We start from the raw sequence: 16,497 nt of genomic DNA on the forward strand, positions 1-16,497 counted from the left end.
ACAATCGGAATTTTAAGTGAGTATTACATTCTGTATCATGATCTATTTGAAGAGAAGGCAGAAATTGATCGCGATGAGTTTACGCTATAACAACGTACCAGTTTGTACATAAAGGAAGGGTGAAAGGATTGTGAAAAAGATATCGAGGGAAGAATTTGAACGCAAGTTTGCTGAAGTCAATGCATCCTGGGGTTATGAGAATGCAAGCTTGAACGACCATGAGAAAGAGCTGCTGTTTAAACGAATGAACGGTGACATTACCGATGAGGAGTATAATTCGGAAATTATGAAGCAGGTCAAAAAATGAGCAGCAGCTATGTTTATCCTGGAACCAATGTCCTGATTAATAAAGCCGACCTGAAGGATCAAGCATCTTTAGATGTATATGAAAGAAACAGAACTGCTTTAAGGGCTATGGAATTGCAGCAAACACCGATTAAAGGAAATTTCGATATCCAGCATTTAAAGGCTATTCATCAACAGCTATTCCAGGATGTTTACCCTTTTGCTGGTGAGTTTCGTCATACTAATATCCGGAAGAATGATTTTACGTTTGCTGAATACCGAACACTTGATTTTACGACAGCCAACGTAACAAATATGCTACGTGAAGAGAAGTATCTGAAAGGGTTATCGCCAGAGAAGTTTGCGGACAAAGCAGCTACATATTATGCCGATATTAATTACTTACATCCATTTCGCGAAGGGAATGGACGAACGATCCGTGAATTCTTTAGGCAGCTGGCCAATGAAGCCGGCCACGATCTGAGATGGTCGCTTGTGCCCAAACAAGAATACATGGCTGCTGTAAAAGCGACGGATGATCCTTCTAATACGCAGGATCTTTCAAGAGTAATACTTAAATGTATTCAGAAAGAGCCTGGGGATCCAACTATGTGGATTGAACCAGACCATGAAATGACGCTTAGGGATGCTTTGAAGAAAGCAGAAGGTTTGCCGGCATCCGATCAAACGTTAACACCAGATATATTGAATTCAGTGATAACCAAGTATCGAATATATCATGAAAAGAATAAGGAATTCATCCAGTTCCAATTACAAGGAACCCAGGAGACGACAACGACTCTGTTAGAAAAAGCCCCTCATGTATCTCAGCAATTGAAGGATCGTATCCTTGATGAGGCGTCAGGGTTAAGTCATAAGACCCCACAGCAATCGTATGAATTAGGCAATTAAATATGCCAGCATTCGACAACAGTCTCTTTTCGAGGCTGTTTTTTTCGTATATATTTTAGCCAATATAGGTACAATTTTCTATTTAGTTAGGGGAAAATATGGTATAATAGGACTATGTTCAGTAGTCTTAAAGATTCATAAATACTGAATTGCGAATATGAGTAAAGGAGGTATTCGAAATACGTATTTACGTATTATATTCACCTAACAATTTGTTAACGAGCTATTAGAAAGGGAACGGTCTAATGCAGAACAATATTAAAATGAAAGATCGGAATATATTCATAAACGCATTTGTCCTCAACGCTGTCAGCTTTGGAGTCATCAATATGATTAGTGTTTTTGGAAAAATGCCTCATGTCGCATCTGAGTACCCCTTCCTTACCATACTTATTTGGTCAATGATTCTTGCAGCCTTTCTACAACAAGGATGGAAAGTCATGTTCTACGTGAATTTGATGCCTTTTCTCGTATTCTTTGCTATTCCATTTTTCATATCTGGTTATAGCGAACCGAACAGTGATGTGTTTGTTTCTTCAGGGGGCTCGTTTGTGCTTCCGAGAGATATTTATATCATTGGCGGTTTTTTGGTTTTTTCAATTCTTATACAGATTGTTGCTAACCTCAATGGACGGTTTAACCGAGATCCGGATGACTTCGAAGATGATACTGATTAATTGTGGGGCTTATCAGCAGCTGCTTGGGTTCTTATCGTAGCCAGATCAATGAAGAAAGGAGAAAAAATGAACTGTTTGCATTGTCGTACTGGAGTCCTTGAAGTCGTCGGATACATAGAAATTGATCCGGGGCCCCTTAATTTGCAACTCGGCTTTCATGTTCCCGAAGATAAACCCGTCATTAAGCTCATGATTTGTAGCAACAATGAATGCTGCCGTACCGAACTTAAAGCGGTTCCGGAAACATTGACCATCGCCAAGGAGCGTCTAAGGGAACGTCAATATCGTCGGGCAGATTCTGCGGCGCCTGAGTATTCGCTAAGTGAGAATTAATACGAACACAAGTTGTTTCATATTGGATCAGAAGGTCCATCGGAAATCTGGTTTGACACCTAGAACAAATTGGAGGTTTTCATGGAGCAGTATGTAAGGTGGTTGCAAGATAACCATAAGAAATCATCTACATTCCTAACCGCAGCGGTTAATTTCAGATCTTGGTATTCAGAGCGCACCGAACAGCAAGTATTTGATCCGAAAAGCATTCGAAATGTTGATGTTGAATTCTGGTTGGATTATTTGCTGAATGAAGCGACCTTTGTAAAAGGGGATTCGAATACGCCTAAAAAGTATGATACGAGAACGATTCAGGCCTATAGTCAGTGCATAAAATCTTATTTTGCCTTTTTGTATGAATGCAAACAAATCACTTGTGACATATACGAGGAGATTAAACAGTCTTTATCCAAGACAGTGAAAGAACCGGCTTGGTTATCGGCCGAGAAGGAGATCATTATTGATTACTTTAAGGAAGAGAGTAAAAAAACTAAATCCCGATGGACCTTCACGAGAAACAGGGCCATTTTATATGCATCTCTTTTTGCCGGCCTAACGACTTCTGAAATTCTTCGATTACGGTTGAAGGATTTGAATGTTTTGGTCGCACTTCTGAACGTACAAAGTGGAATTAAAGTCAAAAAGATTGAAATCGAGGCGGATTTAATGAATGCGCTTTTAGAGTGGATTACCGAAAGAGGAGATGTAGAGAACGATTATATGTTTGTCTCCAATCGAAATAAGCCACTTACCGATAAAGGGATTTGGTCCATCTATCATTCCATGAGTCATTCCATAGGAGTTGCTAATTTATCTCCGCAGCTATTAAAGAACACCTTCACAAGAGATCTATATGAACGGGGCTATTCGGTTGCTTTTATATCCGAAATCACGGGACAGTCGCTCCACTATATAAAAAGGATATCACGAACTAAATAATAAAAATTGGAGATAGGGTCTATGTTAACTCAAATTATCCCTTCATTTGTCATACTAACTGCATATCTCGTTATGCTTATCATGGCTGTCATTTTTTATCGACGATGGAAAACATCTGAGTATGGATTCTTGGCAATTACATTAGCTGCCAACGTTCTGGTATTCAGTTCGTATGGGTTGTTTCTACTCAGCCAGGAAGAGCCTTCAGTACAATCTTTTACAACCATTTTAGGGACCACCAGTATTATGACCATCACTGGGTTGTATCGATTTTTCAAACCCAAAAAACATAAAGAATTCCTATTCATTCTGATTGGTACTGGTTTGCTCTTTCTCTTAGGCTTGATTTCTACTTTCGTGAACGGATTATCGATTTTTGTTCTGCTGCTCGATATCGTGGCATGCGGTGCATTTATTTACTGGATGACTCGTGAGCTGCCTAAGCGTAAATTGTTCATTGCTGCAGTAGGTACAGCTGGCTTTTCCTATCTTATGAATGTTGTGTTCATTGCGGCTAACACCTACTTCTTTCATCATCTGTTTCTTTTAGGACAATTTCTATTCTGTTTAATTGCCATACTTATCTTCTTTGATCGAATTGTTGACATGGTTTATGCCGTCAGCTACAAATCCGTGACAGACGGATTAACTGGCCTATACTACAAATCGTTTTTTGTGAAAAAGGTCGATGAGGCTGTACAAAGTAAACAGCCGGCAGCTGTTATATTCTCTGATATCGATAATTTCAAACAAGTGAATGATACTCAGGGGCATCTTGTTGGGGACCAGATTCTTAAGTTAGTGGGTCAAATTATGAAAGAAGTTTGCCAGGAGATCGGGATTGCTGGGAGATATGGGGGAGAAGAGATTGTTGGTTTAATCACCGATTCAAAAGCGGATCCCTCCGTAATTGCCGAACGTTTTAGATCACGTGTGGAACAAGAGTCAGGCGCTATTTATCCGGTAACCGTTAGTGTTGGTTACAGCAGTCGAACGAATCATATCGAATCCGGAGAACAATTAATTCACCAGGCAGATGACGCTCTATATCTCGCCAAAACCTCTGGGAAGAACAAGGTCGTGAATTATGCAGACGATCGTTCCAAACATCAAGATCCGTTCGCAAGTGTACCTCTTCAGGAGTTGATTCTAGAAGCTGAACCGGACCATTCATTCTCCGGGGAATCAGAAGTTGAACCGAACCCTATATTTGAGCAGGCCCCTGCAGAGGCCGATGAAGAGGATATTGCGCTAAGGGATCTCGAGCAGGAAGGGTTTACGGAAGCAGTTCAGGGAATCGGAGAAACGAAACATGACGACGATTTTTCAGGATCCGGTCTGTTTAATAAACCGGCGCTCGTAGAGGTACCTAAAAAAACATTTAAAAATCCGTTTAGGAAAGATGAATAATATCGAACGGAGTTTTTCTACACCTTACATTTTGTCTACCAGATCGCTTTGTTGAAGGAGAGGTAAATATGAGGGTCATACTGGCAGAAAAACCAGATATGGGGCGGAACATTGCTGAAGCGCTTGGTATTGCTAGCAAAGACCGCCACTATATTACTTTAAAATCAGGGGACGTCGTTACCTGGGCTATAGGCCATCTGATACAACAGAAACAGCCGCATTCGTATCCACAATATAAAGACTGGAAATTGGAGAATCTGCCGTTTGTTCCATATCCGGTTGAAATGGAAGTGGATCCAGCCAAAAAAGATCAGCTGGCCGTGATTAAACGTCTTCTTTCTCAGAGTGATACCTGTGTTATTGCAACGGATCCTGGCAGGGAGGGTGAGCATATCGCCCGAACGATCCTGGAGTATGTTGACTATCGAGGTAAATTGCTTCGATTGTGGGTACATGACTTGACACCAGAAACGATCCGTACCGGTTTTCAGCAGCTTCGGCCGGCGCAGGAGTACGATGCGCTTGCCGCGGCGGCCAAAGTCCGTGCGGCTGCTGATTTCTGGATGGGGATTACAGCAACACGTTTGTTTTCCATTATGGCAAAAGAAGTCGCGAAGGAAAGCGTCACCCTATCAGCAGGTCGGGTTCAAACACCAACGTTGCGTTTGGTTTACGATCGGGAAATGGACATCGAGCAATTCGAACCCAAGGCCTTCTATACGTTGAAGGCCAGGTTTAACGTGCCGAATGGTCAATATGATGGACAGTGGTTCACCGAAGGGCCAGAAGGCACTACCAGTCGCTTTGATTCGAAGGCTGCTGCGGAGCAGATTATGAGCAAGATTCGCGGACAACAGGGGCAGATCACTCTTTACTCATCGAAAGAAGTTAAACGCGCTGCACCTATGCTTTTTGATGGAACGGCCCTTCGCGCGGCAGCGCGTAAGGAGCTTGGATTTGGTATCAAGAAAACAACCGATTTACTTCAAAAGGTGTATGACAAGAAGTATTGTACATATCCGCGTACCAGTAGCCGGCATCTTTCCGAAAATGCGGCAGATCAGCTGGCTGATCGTTTACATGAGCTTCGCGAGAAGAGCAAATATCAAGATTTGTTTCCTGATCATATCCAATCACTAAAAGGACAAAGACGATTTGTCGATAATAGCAAAGCAACCGAACATCATGCGGTCGTTCCGACTGGTCGTAATCCAGAGGATTTCAAGCATGATGATACATATCAGTTAACAACGGATGAAGAGAAATTGTATGAGCTCATTTTGCGGCACACCTTAGCCGCGTTTCATCCTGAAGGTGTCGATCAAGAAACCGAAGTGGTTACGCAAGTCGAGGGAGAGCTCTTTCAATCCAAGTCGGTTAGTGTTATTGCTCCAGGTTGGAGGCAAATTTATAAGCCACAAGAAGAAGATCCGGATGAGTCTGATGGTAAGCAACCTGCTATTCCTTTGGTTACGGAAGGACAAACATCGAAGGTGGTTCAAACTGACCTGAATACAGGTAAAACAACGAAACCTAAACGATTTTCGGACACCGATCTAGAGAATCTGATGAAGTATGCCGGCCGTGCGATTGATGAGGAGATGGCTGCAGATGTTGTGCTTCAGCAGTTGAAAGAAAAAGGGATTGGCACGCCGGCGACTCGAGTTCAAATTATCGAAAAGCTGATTAAAGACGAATACATCGAGTCGAAAAAGAACTTGATCTATTTAACCGATAAGGGCCGTAATTTCATGGGTATGGTTTACGAACAGCCCCTTGCATCGATCGAACTTACTGGAGAATTTGAACACAAATTGGAAGAGGTCGCTGCAGGAGCTCGTGATGCTGGGGAACTTATGCATGAGTTCAAACAGTTTGCTTTTGAGATTCTGAATTACAAAGACCGGCTTCAGCTCATCATGGAGCAAAGGCTTTCGGGAAAGCCCTTATTTGATAATGTAAATGAGATTGGCATTTGCCCGAGTTGTGGGAAGCCTGTTATTGAGCAGGTAAAGAGCTACAGCTGCACCGGTTGGAAAGATGGCTGTACGTTTAGTATCTGGAAGAGTTTCCGTAAGGTTGATCTCAAGCTAAAACAGGTGAAGGATCTGTTAGCTGGTAAGGAAGTCTTGATATCCAACATTCCAGCAGCAGAAGGGAAAAGGTCATACGATATGTTGCTTAAATTAAAGGATGGCAAAATCGACGGAAGATTCCCGGATGCTGAGGATCGGTCGTTAGGCAGTTGTCCGATCTGTAGTAAGCCTGTTGTAGAGCATGAAAAAACATACAGCTGTAGCGGAAGAAGTGCCGGGTGTTCATTCGTAGTGTACAAGGAGTTTCGAAAGATTCAGCTGCCGGCGAAGACTATTCGTTCGGTTCTCACCGGTAAAGAGGTATTGCTGAAAGAGCTACCTAAAGCTAATGGAGAAGGGGCATATGATCTTTTCGTCTTTTTAAAGAATGGAAAATTAGAATCGCGATTCCCGACTGCTGCTGATTCAGCTGTAGGGGTATGCCCGTTATGTAAGCATCCGGTTGTTGAAACGGAGTATGCTTACGGGTGTAGCCAGTGGAAAACTGGATGCAAGTTCAAATTATCCAAGGAATTTTTGGGGCAACGGATACCTGTTGCTCAAATCAAAAAATTACTGAAGGTTGGTAAGACCGATAAAATTGACGGCTTTACTGGGAAGAATGGGGCATTTGCTACGGCTCTTGGGTATGACCCAGAAAAGAACCGTTATAGCTTTGTGAAATAGAAAATCATCATTGGAGATGGAAGGGAAATGGACAGATGAGACATTCAGTTTTAGTAATAAGTGTTTTGATTACGGTTTTATTGACACTGACTGGTTGTAACCAGAATGAAGAGCCGGTTAAGAAGGATGTTCCCTACGAGGATATCGTGAGGGATTTTAGATGGAACATTCGGGGGCATGAGTATATCAAAAGAATCGATGACAATATTCTCGCAACAGTTATTTTGTCCGATCGTTTTTTTAATCAAGATTTGGATCGCCAGTACAAAGAGATGCGAGAGATTTATAAAGTGTATCAACAGTCCACTCTTACGTTACGAGGTGATGAAGATGCCGGTAGACTGGAATTTCAGAAAGAAGGAGATTCATCCGCCCGTTACTATATCAGCGATTCGACCTTTGATTTACTTGAGTATGATAGACACATTGACATTGCTTCGATAGAAGACGGGAGAACGGATTTGAATGATTTGGGTCCTTTGGAGAGCAATTTGGATAAGCAAGTATACGATTATATGATGAAAGAGTTTGAGGAATACGGAATATTCTATGATCCTGAATTCCATGATGAAAGGGTGCTTGAAAAGGCCAGTCAGCGCTTTGATTTACCGGTGGAAATCATAGACGAGATGTTTATCAGATACGCTATGTCCTTGTATTGATTCAAGTGTCTTCTAAATGGAGGGGATTATATGGATATCGAAAGTTTTAAAAGATTGTGGAATGATCAGAATGCTTTAATGGTTATCGATTCTTCCAGTTTGTTAGATGGTTATCGGTTTTCTTCAACGACAAACCAATACATCCATAACATTTTACAAATCGAACATGAGTCTATATTTTTGCCAGCTCAGGTTTGCAAGGAGTTTGAGGCAGGTAAAGAAAAAGTGAAATCCGAATCCCTGTCGAGGTATAAAAATGCTGATAAAGAGCTTACTCAGATGATTAAGGGATTCAAAACTGATCTGTCGAGCAAGTTGGCTACCTATGAAAAATCAGATTTCCCTTCAATAGAACACCTCAAAGAAACTCTGTTTAACAAGATTGATGGTATGAGGGATGACATTAAAAATTATGAAACACGTATCCGATCGGAAGTTCAGAACAATCAAGAAATGCTAGATAAAGATTTGCCTTCACAGTTCATTTCTTTACTACAACAGAAAGGTAATATTGGTCTACCTCTGAGTATTAATGAGACAATAGCAATTTATGAGGAAGGTCAGCTGCGTTTTAAATATAAAATACCACCTGGATATGAGGATATGGGAAAGAGTAAGAATGGTGATTTTAAACATCAACAGTACGGTGATTTATTGATATGGAAAGAGATTCTACAAAAAGCCGCAGAGTGTCAACGGCCGTTCATTTTTGTAACTAGCGATGTGAAGGAAGATTGGTGGGAGTTACACCCAAAAAGTAAAAGACCAATTAAAGCTAGAGTGGAATTGATCCAAGAATTTTCTGGAGTGAGTTCTAAAGGTATCACGTTTTTGAGCCTTACTGAAGCGGTAAATCACTTGGCCATTCTTAATGGTGTACACAGTTTACAAGCCGAAGTTGAAATGAAGACAGAGAATATTCTACATGAACTAATTACACCAGTGATTGTGAATGATAATTTATTTAATAAAGATGGCATATTAACCGACTATTTAGAAAATACATCTGCTGTACTTGATAAGATTTATATGAATGCTGATAAAGCAGAAGTGTTGAAATATTCTAACATCTATTTGCATGGCCCATCAGCAAGTGTTATAGAGGAAAACGTTGAAATCGAGTCAGATTTTGAGCTTGAAGTGGATGCCAGCTTGTCGGAGTATTATGGAACTGAAATAGTTATTGATTTCGATGTTACTATTCGTTTACTTGGTTCGTTAAAAGTCTCATTTGAACTTGATTTTGATAGATCCGATGGAGATCCGTTGTATAAAGAGGAGACATTACACATTGAGGTTACTGGGTACTTTGAAATTCTATTCATTCGTTTGAATAATGTGGATGAGGACTCGTTTTATGACGAATATAGAGAAAGTCTTCTTGAGCTGAACTAAAGACTAAATCAGTTTTGGATCCCCCAGCTCGTTCAGTCAGGAAGGGCAAGCGACTTACCGGCTCTAAGGCACAAGTGCCTAAGACCCGATAGATTCCATCGCCCTTCTTATCTTCCTTTGCGTTCCGATGAGAAGAACAATGAGCAACAGTGTGGTATTAGAATGACAGTATCCCTGAAGGAGGAACATGTACTTGTTTAATAAAAGAAACGATATTCATCGCAAGATGATTGAATTAAAGAAAGAAAACCTCGCGCTGAAGGTTGAAAATGAAAGTCTAAAAAAAGATAGCTCCCCATACGAAACCAAGACCCTATTAAATCTCTTCCATAACTTCTCGGATATCGACATTGAATTTTTGCCCTTTATGTTGAAACGGGATGGCGTCAAAAAAATCGAGATTCAAGCCGTTATGGAGCTGCTTAAAGTAAAGATGGGAGTTCGGTATGCTGTCAGAATTATCGGCTTCACCCAGGACAACGAGACTAAAGAATATGCTTCTATTACCGTTCAGGAAACAGGGGACGGATGTATCTATAACCCGTTTGCGTGTCAACGAAGGTCCAATATCTTTGACCTTACCCAAAATATAGCCAACTATACTCGTGCTGAAGTAGAACGAGTCTGTCAGAGAAGGCGGCTTACCCTGGAGATATCTCAAATCGATATCAAACTGGACGATCTCCTCTATTACGATCCAGCCGTTAACCGAGTAATCTAACCTCATCTGATTCATTTTCAATATTCATATCATGCTCAGTAAAAAAGAGTCCGGCAGTCGCCGGGCTCTTTTTTATGGCTTCATTCGGCTGCAGCTGAGCCTTCATCTTTTTCATGAATGTTCTTTCTGAGCAATTTTAAGACCGTCAGATCTAAGACCATTCATGAAAGAAATGAAGCTTGAAGGGCTTGAAAGTGCTGTGGGTAAGGGCTTCGAAGTGATTTTGTGGGTAGCTCGAAGAGGATAAGGGCGACGGGTGTTGATCCCTGGGCCTACTGTGCGAGCATCCGCAGCTCCTTCCGTTTTCAACCGCAGTCCATCCGTAAGCATGTCGTATCCGTCATCATAGCCAATCATTCAGAACCCTTCCAGGCAAAGGTGAGAAAACTTTTTGGAATGTCGCCAAAAACTTTTCTCATCCCTACGGGCAGACCTTTGCCTTTCTGGAACCTGCATGATTTACCGGGCTATGACGGATACGACATACGGATGTACTGCTCTTTTGAAAACTACATACGCAAGCTACAGCAAGCATCGCAAGACGGTTCATGTCTCAACCCCCTAAACCATTCCGCTCATTGCCGCTCGGGCTAGACAGGAAAACGAAGCCGGATGAGGGGTTTAACCATAAATATCCATTTGACTTAAAGGAGATGTTCGAATATGTCCCAAACGCAAAAAGCAATCGCACTTTCCAAAATCCAGCGTCATCAGGCTCTACGTAATCTTACGGTTTACGGAACCCTGAAACTCAAATAAATTGCGGGGCGATAAAGCCCCTATTTTATACAACAATACACCATGTTAAAGGAGAGATTTTCGATATGACGACAAACAAAAAATCCAAGGTTCAAGAACTTTTCAGCCAACTAAAGAATGGTGTGAGTCAAGTTTACACTTCTGATAAATGGAAAGAAATTCTCGTTTTTCAATCTAAATTCCACCGTTATTCCTTCAAAAACATGATGTTGATTTACTTTCAATGTCCGCATGCAAGCCGAGTTGCAGGGTTTGAAGATTGGAAGAAGTTCAAACGTTATGTAAAACGAGGGGAAAGAGGACTGGCGATCCTGGCACCGAGCATTAAGAAAAAAATTGATGATGAAACAGGGGAAGAAAGCCGTGTGCTGACCGGATTTCGTCATTGTTATGTGTTCGATGTTTCGCAGACGGACGGGGAGCCGTTACCGGAACTTTGTTCCGAGTTAAAAGGGGATTCGAAATCCATGCGTGAGTTTTACGCGGCGGCCAAAACTATTTGTCCGTTTCCAGTCAATGAAGAACGTATCGAAGGTGGGGCGAAAGGATATTTCAATCACTTGACTCAATCCATTGGGATTAAAGACAACATGGCCTATAAGCACAAAGCGAAGACCCTTATCCATGAACTGGCCCATGGTATGCTTCATGGCTATGAAAATCCACGTAGAGACGAATTGACGCGTAATGATCGAGAGATCGAGGCCGAGGGAACAGCGTTTGTTGTGTTGAATTATTTCGGCTTTGATACTAGCGACTACAGTTTTCCATATGTAGCACATTGGAACCCGGAAAACAGTTTGGACGCCATTCAGAAAGCCGGAGATATTATCCAGAAGACTTCCCAAGAAATCATAGAAATGATCGAAACCCAATTAAATCAAGGAGCAGCGTAAGACCTAAAAATATGCCCCGGCCAAGTTGCCGGGGGATGAATTAAAGGAGATCGAAGAAAATGAAAAAAACACACGCAACCGTTAATATATCTGGTCAATCCATGGAAGATATTTTGTTGGCTTTAGATCAAGTTCATGAAAAGGTAACCGGTGGTTACTTATACGGGAGTGATCGAAATGAATCTGGCTCCTATTTATTCGAAATTTATGAAGATGATCTTTTAGTATAAAAAATCTTTTACTATACGGAGGTAGTAATCATGAAATTATCCGCTGAAGAATCCAACATATTAATGCTTGCTTTGCAAGTGCTCAAAAGAGAATTGCAATCGAATAAACCTAATGACCAGGAGGCCAACAAAAGTAAACTTCAAATCGTTCACGAATTGCGTAGTCGGTTGCTTTTCGATACCGGTTCGACAATGGATTCGACCGTTACTAATGCCCTTGGAGCTTTGCGGAGTAACCCGGCATAATTGCCGGGTTTTTGTATCGACTGATTTTTTAAGTGCATGGTTGCTCCGCCGCCGCGGCGGAGCTTCGGAATTGATGGTGGCCGGCCGTGAACGACCGGCCGAGCGAAGCCATTTCCATGCAGCCTAAAACCTTCTTGAAAGAATCATAATAAAATCTATCCCAAAGCATCAGTCAAAATCCATTTGAAAATTGCTGGTAAATGATCACGAACCTTGTGTTCATTGTTTAATTACGTTAAGGAGAAAACGCCTATATAATGGTAATATGGATAAAGAAGTTCAGAGGAGATGGCGATTACTGGAGAAGAGCAATGAATCTACCCTTCAAGTGACGCAGGAGCTAAGACAGAATCGGTGTTAATCATAAAAAGGTTCAAATGGCTTGACGTGTTGCTCCTATCTTCGTGGTAAAATACCTTTGTTTTTAGGGGGAGAATAAGTGAATTACAGTGTTTATTTTGATGAATACGGTAATACAGGTAACAACTATTTGGACTTGAATCAGCGATACTTTATACTTGCTGGTTGGATTATACCTGAACCTATAACGGATGAACTAAGAAATAATGTGATGGATGCAGTTAGGAATTATAATAAGAATCTGAGAGAAATAAAGGGTAAGAAACTCCTTGAGTCTCATAAAGGGCGAGTTTTTTTGGTGGCCGTACTGCTCAAATTAATAGAGTGTGGCTGTAAACCAATTGTTTCAATATGTGACAAGTCCTTCGTATTAGCTGCGAAATTCGCTTACCTTCTCGATGATTGTGTAGACCCTAAGCTATTGCACAAGTTCAACTTGATTATCAGTGCAGAAAACAGGATTAAATTTGCCAAATTAATTCAAAATAAATGTAAAGATGAACTGCAAGAGTTCGGAAAGCTATTAAGACAACCAGATACCGAAAGTCTTAATAATGTTTTTAAGAAAGTTAGAAGGAAGTTTGCAAGATCCAAGTACTCTATTTTGTTTTCCGAAAATACTGTTAATATAAATGATGCCGTTGAGAGTTTAAATTTAGAACTAAATTCACAACCCAAGAAAGCTGCATCAGCTATAAATTTATCAGCTTTTACAAGTGTTTTAATGCTTTTAGAGGATATCGGAAGGAACTACAATGTGAACTTTGATGTCTATTGTGATGAAGTTTTACAATTCAAAATTGCATTTGATAATTATTCTGCTTATATGAAAAATGATACGGATTTTCATTATACGATGGATAATGGAATGACTGGCTGGTTTGATCTTAAACATACACATTATAAAGGAATGTTGAATTCTGAAAGCGAAGTGTTAGTTCAATTAGCCGATGGTTTTTGTTCTGTTTTGCAAGCGCTAATTAATTTCCCTGAAGATACTGATATACAAAATGATTTGTCAATTGCGGGATATCTATTACTTGATGAGACAATTCAAAACAGTACTATCCATTATATGATGGACAAAAACAAACTTGTGAAGTTGATTAAAGAATGGAAGAAAACTGCCGAATCTTCTGTTCCTTAAGAGTCATTTATGTGTGATTGTTGATTTGGGTAATGTTTTTTAAACGTACATTTATTTATCTTTGCCATCAACTCCCGGTATTAGCGGATAAACCTGTGTGATACCCTTAAATAGGGTGATGATGCATGATTGATCCAATGTTGTTAGCGGATCTAAAAGAGCCCTTTGAGTCCGAAGATCATATTGCAGAGTTAAAGCTAGACGGGATACGAGCTCTCCTGGAAGTAGATCATGACCGGGTAAAGCTATATACTCGCCATCAAAACGATATTACCTTTAATTTTGAAGAGATTACAAATGCGGCTGCCTCCGCTGTTCCTCCAGGGACGACATTGGATGGTGAGCTGGTTGTTTGTGATATAGAAACGGGTAAACCTGACTTTGAGGCCGTAATGAGCCGATTCCAATCTAGACCGAAGTTAGGGAGAACACCAGGGCTGGCTTTTGTTGCATTCGACATTATTAGACATCAAGAAAATGATTTGCGTTCTCTCGATTTGATGAGCCGCAAAGCCATTTTGGAAAAAGTCTTAATAGAAAATGAAGTCATCAAACGGATTCGTTTTATGGAACATAGTTTTATTCCTTTGTTTAATTTATGCAAAGAGCAGGGGCTTGAAGGGATTGTTATTAAGAAGCGTAACAGTCGATATTATTACGGGCAGCGACCTAAAGATTTATGGCAACGTGTCGTTGTTTATCAACGTGAAGTGTGCGTCATAATGGGATATTCGAAAAGGGAGTTAGCCTGGTTGTTGGGAATTGAACGAGATGGTAAGCTGATTTCTGCTGGAATGGTGAAGTATGGATTAACACCAGCTAAGAGAAAAAAGGTGTTTCCAATACTGGCTAATTCCAAGCGGAGGGAAACCAGCCATTTTGTATATGTTGATCCTCTCATACGAGTGGGTGTTCGATTTCGGCACTGGACAAAGGATGGAAAAATGAGATTAGCTGTTCTCGAAGAGATTTTTTAATATGCCGGCGCATTCGTGCCGGTTTTTTTTGTTGTATACATTAAGGGTTTTTCTCAGTATAAATGTATACATATTTCAATTTAAACACCTTAAATGTATACGGATGATGATGTTCAATGCTAAAATATAAGGAATCATTACATTAAGTCGTTGTTATATGAATTTAAGGGGGCCGATAAATGAAAAGAGAGTCTATTCAAGTTTCTCCAGAGGTAAAAGCTGAATTGTTTGATATTAAAGAGACGATATCTGCACGATCAGCATCTGAAACCCTTGAATATTTGCAAAAAATGTTTAAGAAAGAGCCGATAGAAGTTGATCCAATTGTAAAGGAAGCATTGGTTAGTCTACAGTATGAGCTCGGCCTGGATAATCTATCTATGGTTATTCATTACTTGCTACAGATGCAAGAAGATATGAAGTCTAAAACGACTATCAAACAGCATGAAGTATATAAATCAAACTCAATTCACATGCATTTCCAAATTTCTTTCTGAATTAAGTACTTATATGTTGTTACTACTGACGGGGATGTTGATTTTATGAAGATATATGAGCCTTGTGCACAATGTATGGAGCAAAACAATTTAGGATTTACATTTAATGTGAAATCTTATGACTCTGAACTGACGGATAGCAGAATCTATGAATTTACATGTGACTATGGCCATAATAATGTCTTGTACTTGGAAAACGATAAATTTGACATCCTCTTCCATTTGGGCCTTCTTGCTTTACACGATGGTTATTATCGCGAGGCTGCTACGAGTTTTGCAGTTGCTATCGAAAGGTTCCATGAGTTTTCTATTGCTGTTTTTGCTCAGGAGCATAAGAAACGAGATGGTAAGGATGAGTCGTTTGACGCTAAGTATCAATTAGCTTGGAAAGAAATATCCAAGCAATCTGAACGCCAGCTTGGGGCTTATGTGATGCTTTACTTCATTACGTTTACAAAGGAACCAGTTTTAATGAGTAATAAGCATATTCAATTTAGAAATGATGTGATTCATAGAGGGATGTTTCCGAGTTTAAAACAGACAAAAGACTATGCGGAAGCAACATTTGAATACATAATGACCAAGTTGAGAGAACTCTTTTTCCACTTGGGTGAATCCATGGATTATATTTCTACTAAAGATTATCGTGATCATCTTGAGCGTCATATGAGACAGAATGAACCTAACAAAATTTTCATTCCTATAGCTGGTGAGACGGCGTTATATGGAGATATAATGAAGACTTTTGATGAAGCCTATAGCAAAGCGAAAGATCTTCGTTTTTTCCGGAATGATTAAATCATATTCTTGCACGAAACCCCACCACCCATAAAGCCCAAGCGACCAGCGGAAGAACACCGCTGTTCCATTGGGCTTGTTGCATTGCTAGCAATGCAACCTGGGTACCCGGTGGCGTGAAAAAGCGTTGAGGTTGATCCATGAAGAAAAGTGCATCTTGATTCGCAGGTTAGTTTTCCAGCAGACGCTCATGGCTCCTTGCGTTTTCTTCAGGCACATCCGGGACGTGTGTCGTATCCGTTGATCATAGCAAACCACGCAGCCATCCTCCGAGCAAGGGTGGCTTTTCTCATTCGAGAACGCCATCCCTCCGGGCAGACCCTTGCACTCCGGAAGTCTGCGCGGTAAGGGCGCTATGACGGCTACGACACACGGATGTTTGCTCTTTGAAAACTACATACGCCAACGCTTAACCGGCAGATGGAAAACTGCTCATCAAACCAAAATCAAAAGAACGCTCATCGCCGCTTGGCTAGACCGGCAACCGAAGC

18 protein-coding genes are annotated in these 16,497 nt (G+C 40.7%); 17 read left to right on the forward strand and 1 reads right to left on the reverse strand.

All coding sequences use genetic code 11. From position 1 onward, the window contains the following. The first annotated feature begins 130 nt into the window (after nt 1-130). From RB298_RS04980 to RB298_RS05025, 10 genes are all read left to right on the forward strand, one after another. On the forward strand, nt 131-307 hold the full coding sequence (locus tag RB298_RS04980; protein WP_486046162.1) for a hypothetical protein: 177 nt from the start codon (nt 131-133) through the stop codon (nt 305-307). Continuing rightward, nucleotides 304-1,197, forward strand: coding sequence for a Fic/DOC family protein (locus RB298_RS04985; protein WP_486046164.1), 894 nt, complete (start codon nt 304-306; stop codon nt 1,195-1,197). Before RB298_RS04980 ends, RB298_RS04985 begins: the two co-directional genes overlap by 4 nt. Nucleotides 1,198-1,442: 245 nt before the next feature. Then, entirely contained in the window at nt 1,443-1,874 is a 432-nt protein-coding gene (locus tag RB298_RS04990) for a hypothetical protein (protein WP_486046166.1), read from the forward strand. Nucleotides 1,875-1,922: 48 nt separating this feature from the next. Then, nucleotides 1,923-2,207, forward strand: coding sequence for a hypothetical protein (locus RB298_RS04995; RefSeq protein WP_486046168.1), 285 nt, complete (start codon nt 1,923-1,925; stop codon nt 2,205-2,207). Between the two features lie 81 nt (nt 2,208-2,288). Next, nucleotides 2,289-3,146 (forward strand): tyrosine-type recombinase/integrase, encoded by an 858-nt coding sequence (locus RB298_RS05000; protein ID WP_486046170.1) that lies wholly within the window; start codon nt 2,289-2,291, stop codon nt 3,144-3,146. A 21-nt stretch (nt 3,147-3,167) separates the two neighbouring features. Further along, nucleotides 3,168-4,556, forward strand: a complete 1,389-nt coding sequence (locus RB298_RS05005) for a sensor domain-containing diguanylate cyclase (RefSeq protein ID WP_486046172.1) — start codon at nt 3,168-3,170, stop codon at nt 4,554-4,556. 68 nt (nt 4,557-4,624) lie between these two features. Next, the gene (locus RB298_RS05010; RefSeq protein WP_486046174.1) at nt 4,625-7,318 is read left to right on the forward strand and encodes a type IA DNA topoisomerase; all 2,694 of its coding nucleotides are present in this window, start codon (nt 4,625-4,627) and stop codon (nt 7,316-7,318) included. A 35-nt stretch (nt 7,319-7,353) separates the two neighbouring features. After that, nucleotides 7,354-7,980 carry a hypothetical protein gene (locus RB298_RS05015; RefSeq protein ID WP_486046176.1) on the forward strand — a complete coding sequence of 209 codons (627 nt, stop codon included), beginning with the start codon at nt 7,354-7,356 and terminating at the stop codon, nt 7,978-7,980. A gap of 30 nt (nt 7,981-8,010) precedes the next feature. Further along, the gene (locus RB298_RS05020) at nt 8,011-9,375 is read left to right on the forward strand and encodes a PIN-like domain-containing protein (RefSeq protein ID WP_486046178.1); all 1,365 of its coding nucleotides are present in this window, start codon (nt 8,011-8,013) and stop codon (nt 9,373-9,375) included. Nucleotides 9,376-9,568: 193 nt separating this feature from the next. Further along, nucleotides 9,569-10,096, forward strand: coding sequence for a hypothetical protein (locus tag RB298_RS05025; protein ID WP_486046180.1), 528 nt, complete (start codon nt 9,569-9,571; stop codon nt 10,094-10,096). On the opposite strand, the gene RB298_RS05030 is transcribed toward RB298_RS05025, so the two are convergent. Further along, nucleotides 10,080-10,211 (reverse strand): hypothetical protein, encoded by a 132-nt coding sequence (locus RB298_RS05030; protein WP_486046182.1) that lies wholly within the window; start codon nt 10,209-10,211, stop codon nt 10,080-10,082. The genes RB298_RS05025 and RB298_RS05030 overlap by 17 nt on opposite strands. 709 nt (nt 10,212-10,920) lie before the next feature. Here RB298_RS05030 and RB298_RS05035 point away from each other — a divergent pair. From RB298_RS05035 to RB298_RS05065, 7 genes are all read left to right on the forward strand, one after another. Continuing rightward, on the forward strand, nt 10,921-11,751 hold the full coding sequence (locus tag RB298_RS05035; protein WP_486046184.1) for an ArdC-like ssDNA-binding domain-containing protein: 831 nt from the start codon (nt 10,921-10,923) through the stop codon (nt 11,749-11,751). Between the two features lie 59 nt (nt 11,752-11,810). Further along, the gene (locus RB298_RS05040; RefSeq protein ID WP_486046186.1) at nt 11,811-11,981 is read left to right on the forward strand and encodes a hypothetical protein; all 171 of its coding nucleotides are present in this window, start codon (nt 11,811-11,813) and stop codon (nt 11,979-11,981) included. A 30-nt stretch (nt 11,982-12,011) separates the two neighbouring features. Next, nucleotides 12,012-12,227, forward strand: coding sequence for a hypothetical protein (locus tag RB298_RS05045; RefSeq protein ID WP_486046188.1), 216 nt, complete (start codon nt 12,012-12,014; stop codon nt 12,225-12,227). Between the two features lie 439 nt (nt 12,228-12,666). Continuing rightward, the gene (locus tag RB298_RS05050; protein ID WP_486046190.1) at nt 12,667-13,734 is read left to right on the forward strand and encodes a DUF3800 domain-containing protein; all 1,068 of its coding nucleotides are present in this window, start codon (nt 12,667-12,669) and stop codon (nt 13,732-13,734) included. A 125-nt stretch (nt 13,735-13,859) separates the two neighbouring features. Then, nucleotides 13,860-14,711, forward strand: a complete 852-nt coding sequence (locus RB298_RS05055) for an ATP-dependent DNA ligase (RefSeq protein ID WP_486046192.1) — start codon at nt 13,860-13,862, stop codon at nt 14,709-14,711. A 179-nt stretch (nt 14,712-14,890) separates the two neighbouring features. Continuing rightward, complete coding sequence (locus RB298_RS05060; protein ID WP_486046194.1) at nt 14,891-15,208, forward strand: hypothetical protein; 318 nt, start codon at nt 14,891-14,893, stop codon at nt 15,206-15,208. 45 nt (nt 15,209-15,253) lie between these two features. Further along, nucleotides 15,254-16,006 (forward strand): hypothetical protein, encoded by a 753-nt coding sequence (locus tag RB298_RS05065; protein ID WP_486046196.1) that lies wholly within the window; start codon nt 15,254-15,256, stop codon nt 16,004-16,006. Nucleotides 16,007-16,497: the final 491 nt, after the last annotated feature.

The organism is Priestia sp. BR_2 (assembly GCF_041954005.1).
Taxonomy (GTDB): Bacteria; Bacillota; Bacilli; order Paenibacillales; family Paenibacillaceae; genus Paenibacillus_AQ; species Paenibacillus_AQ lautus_A.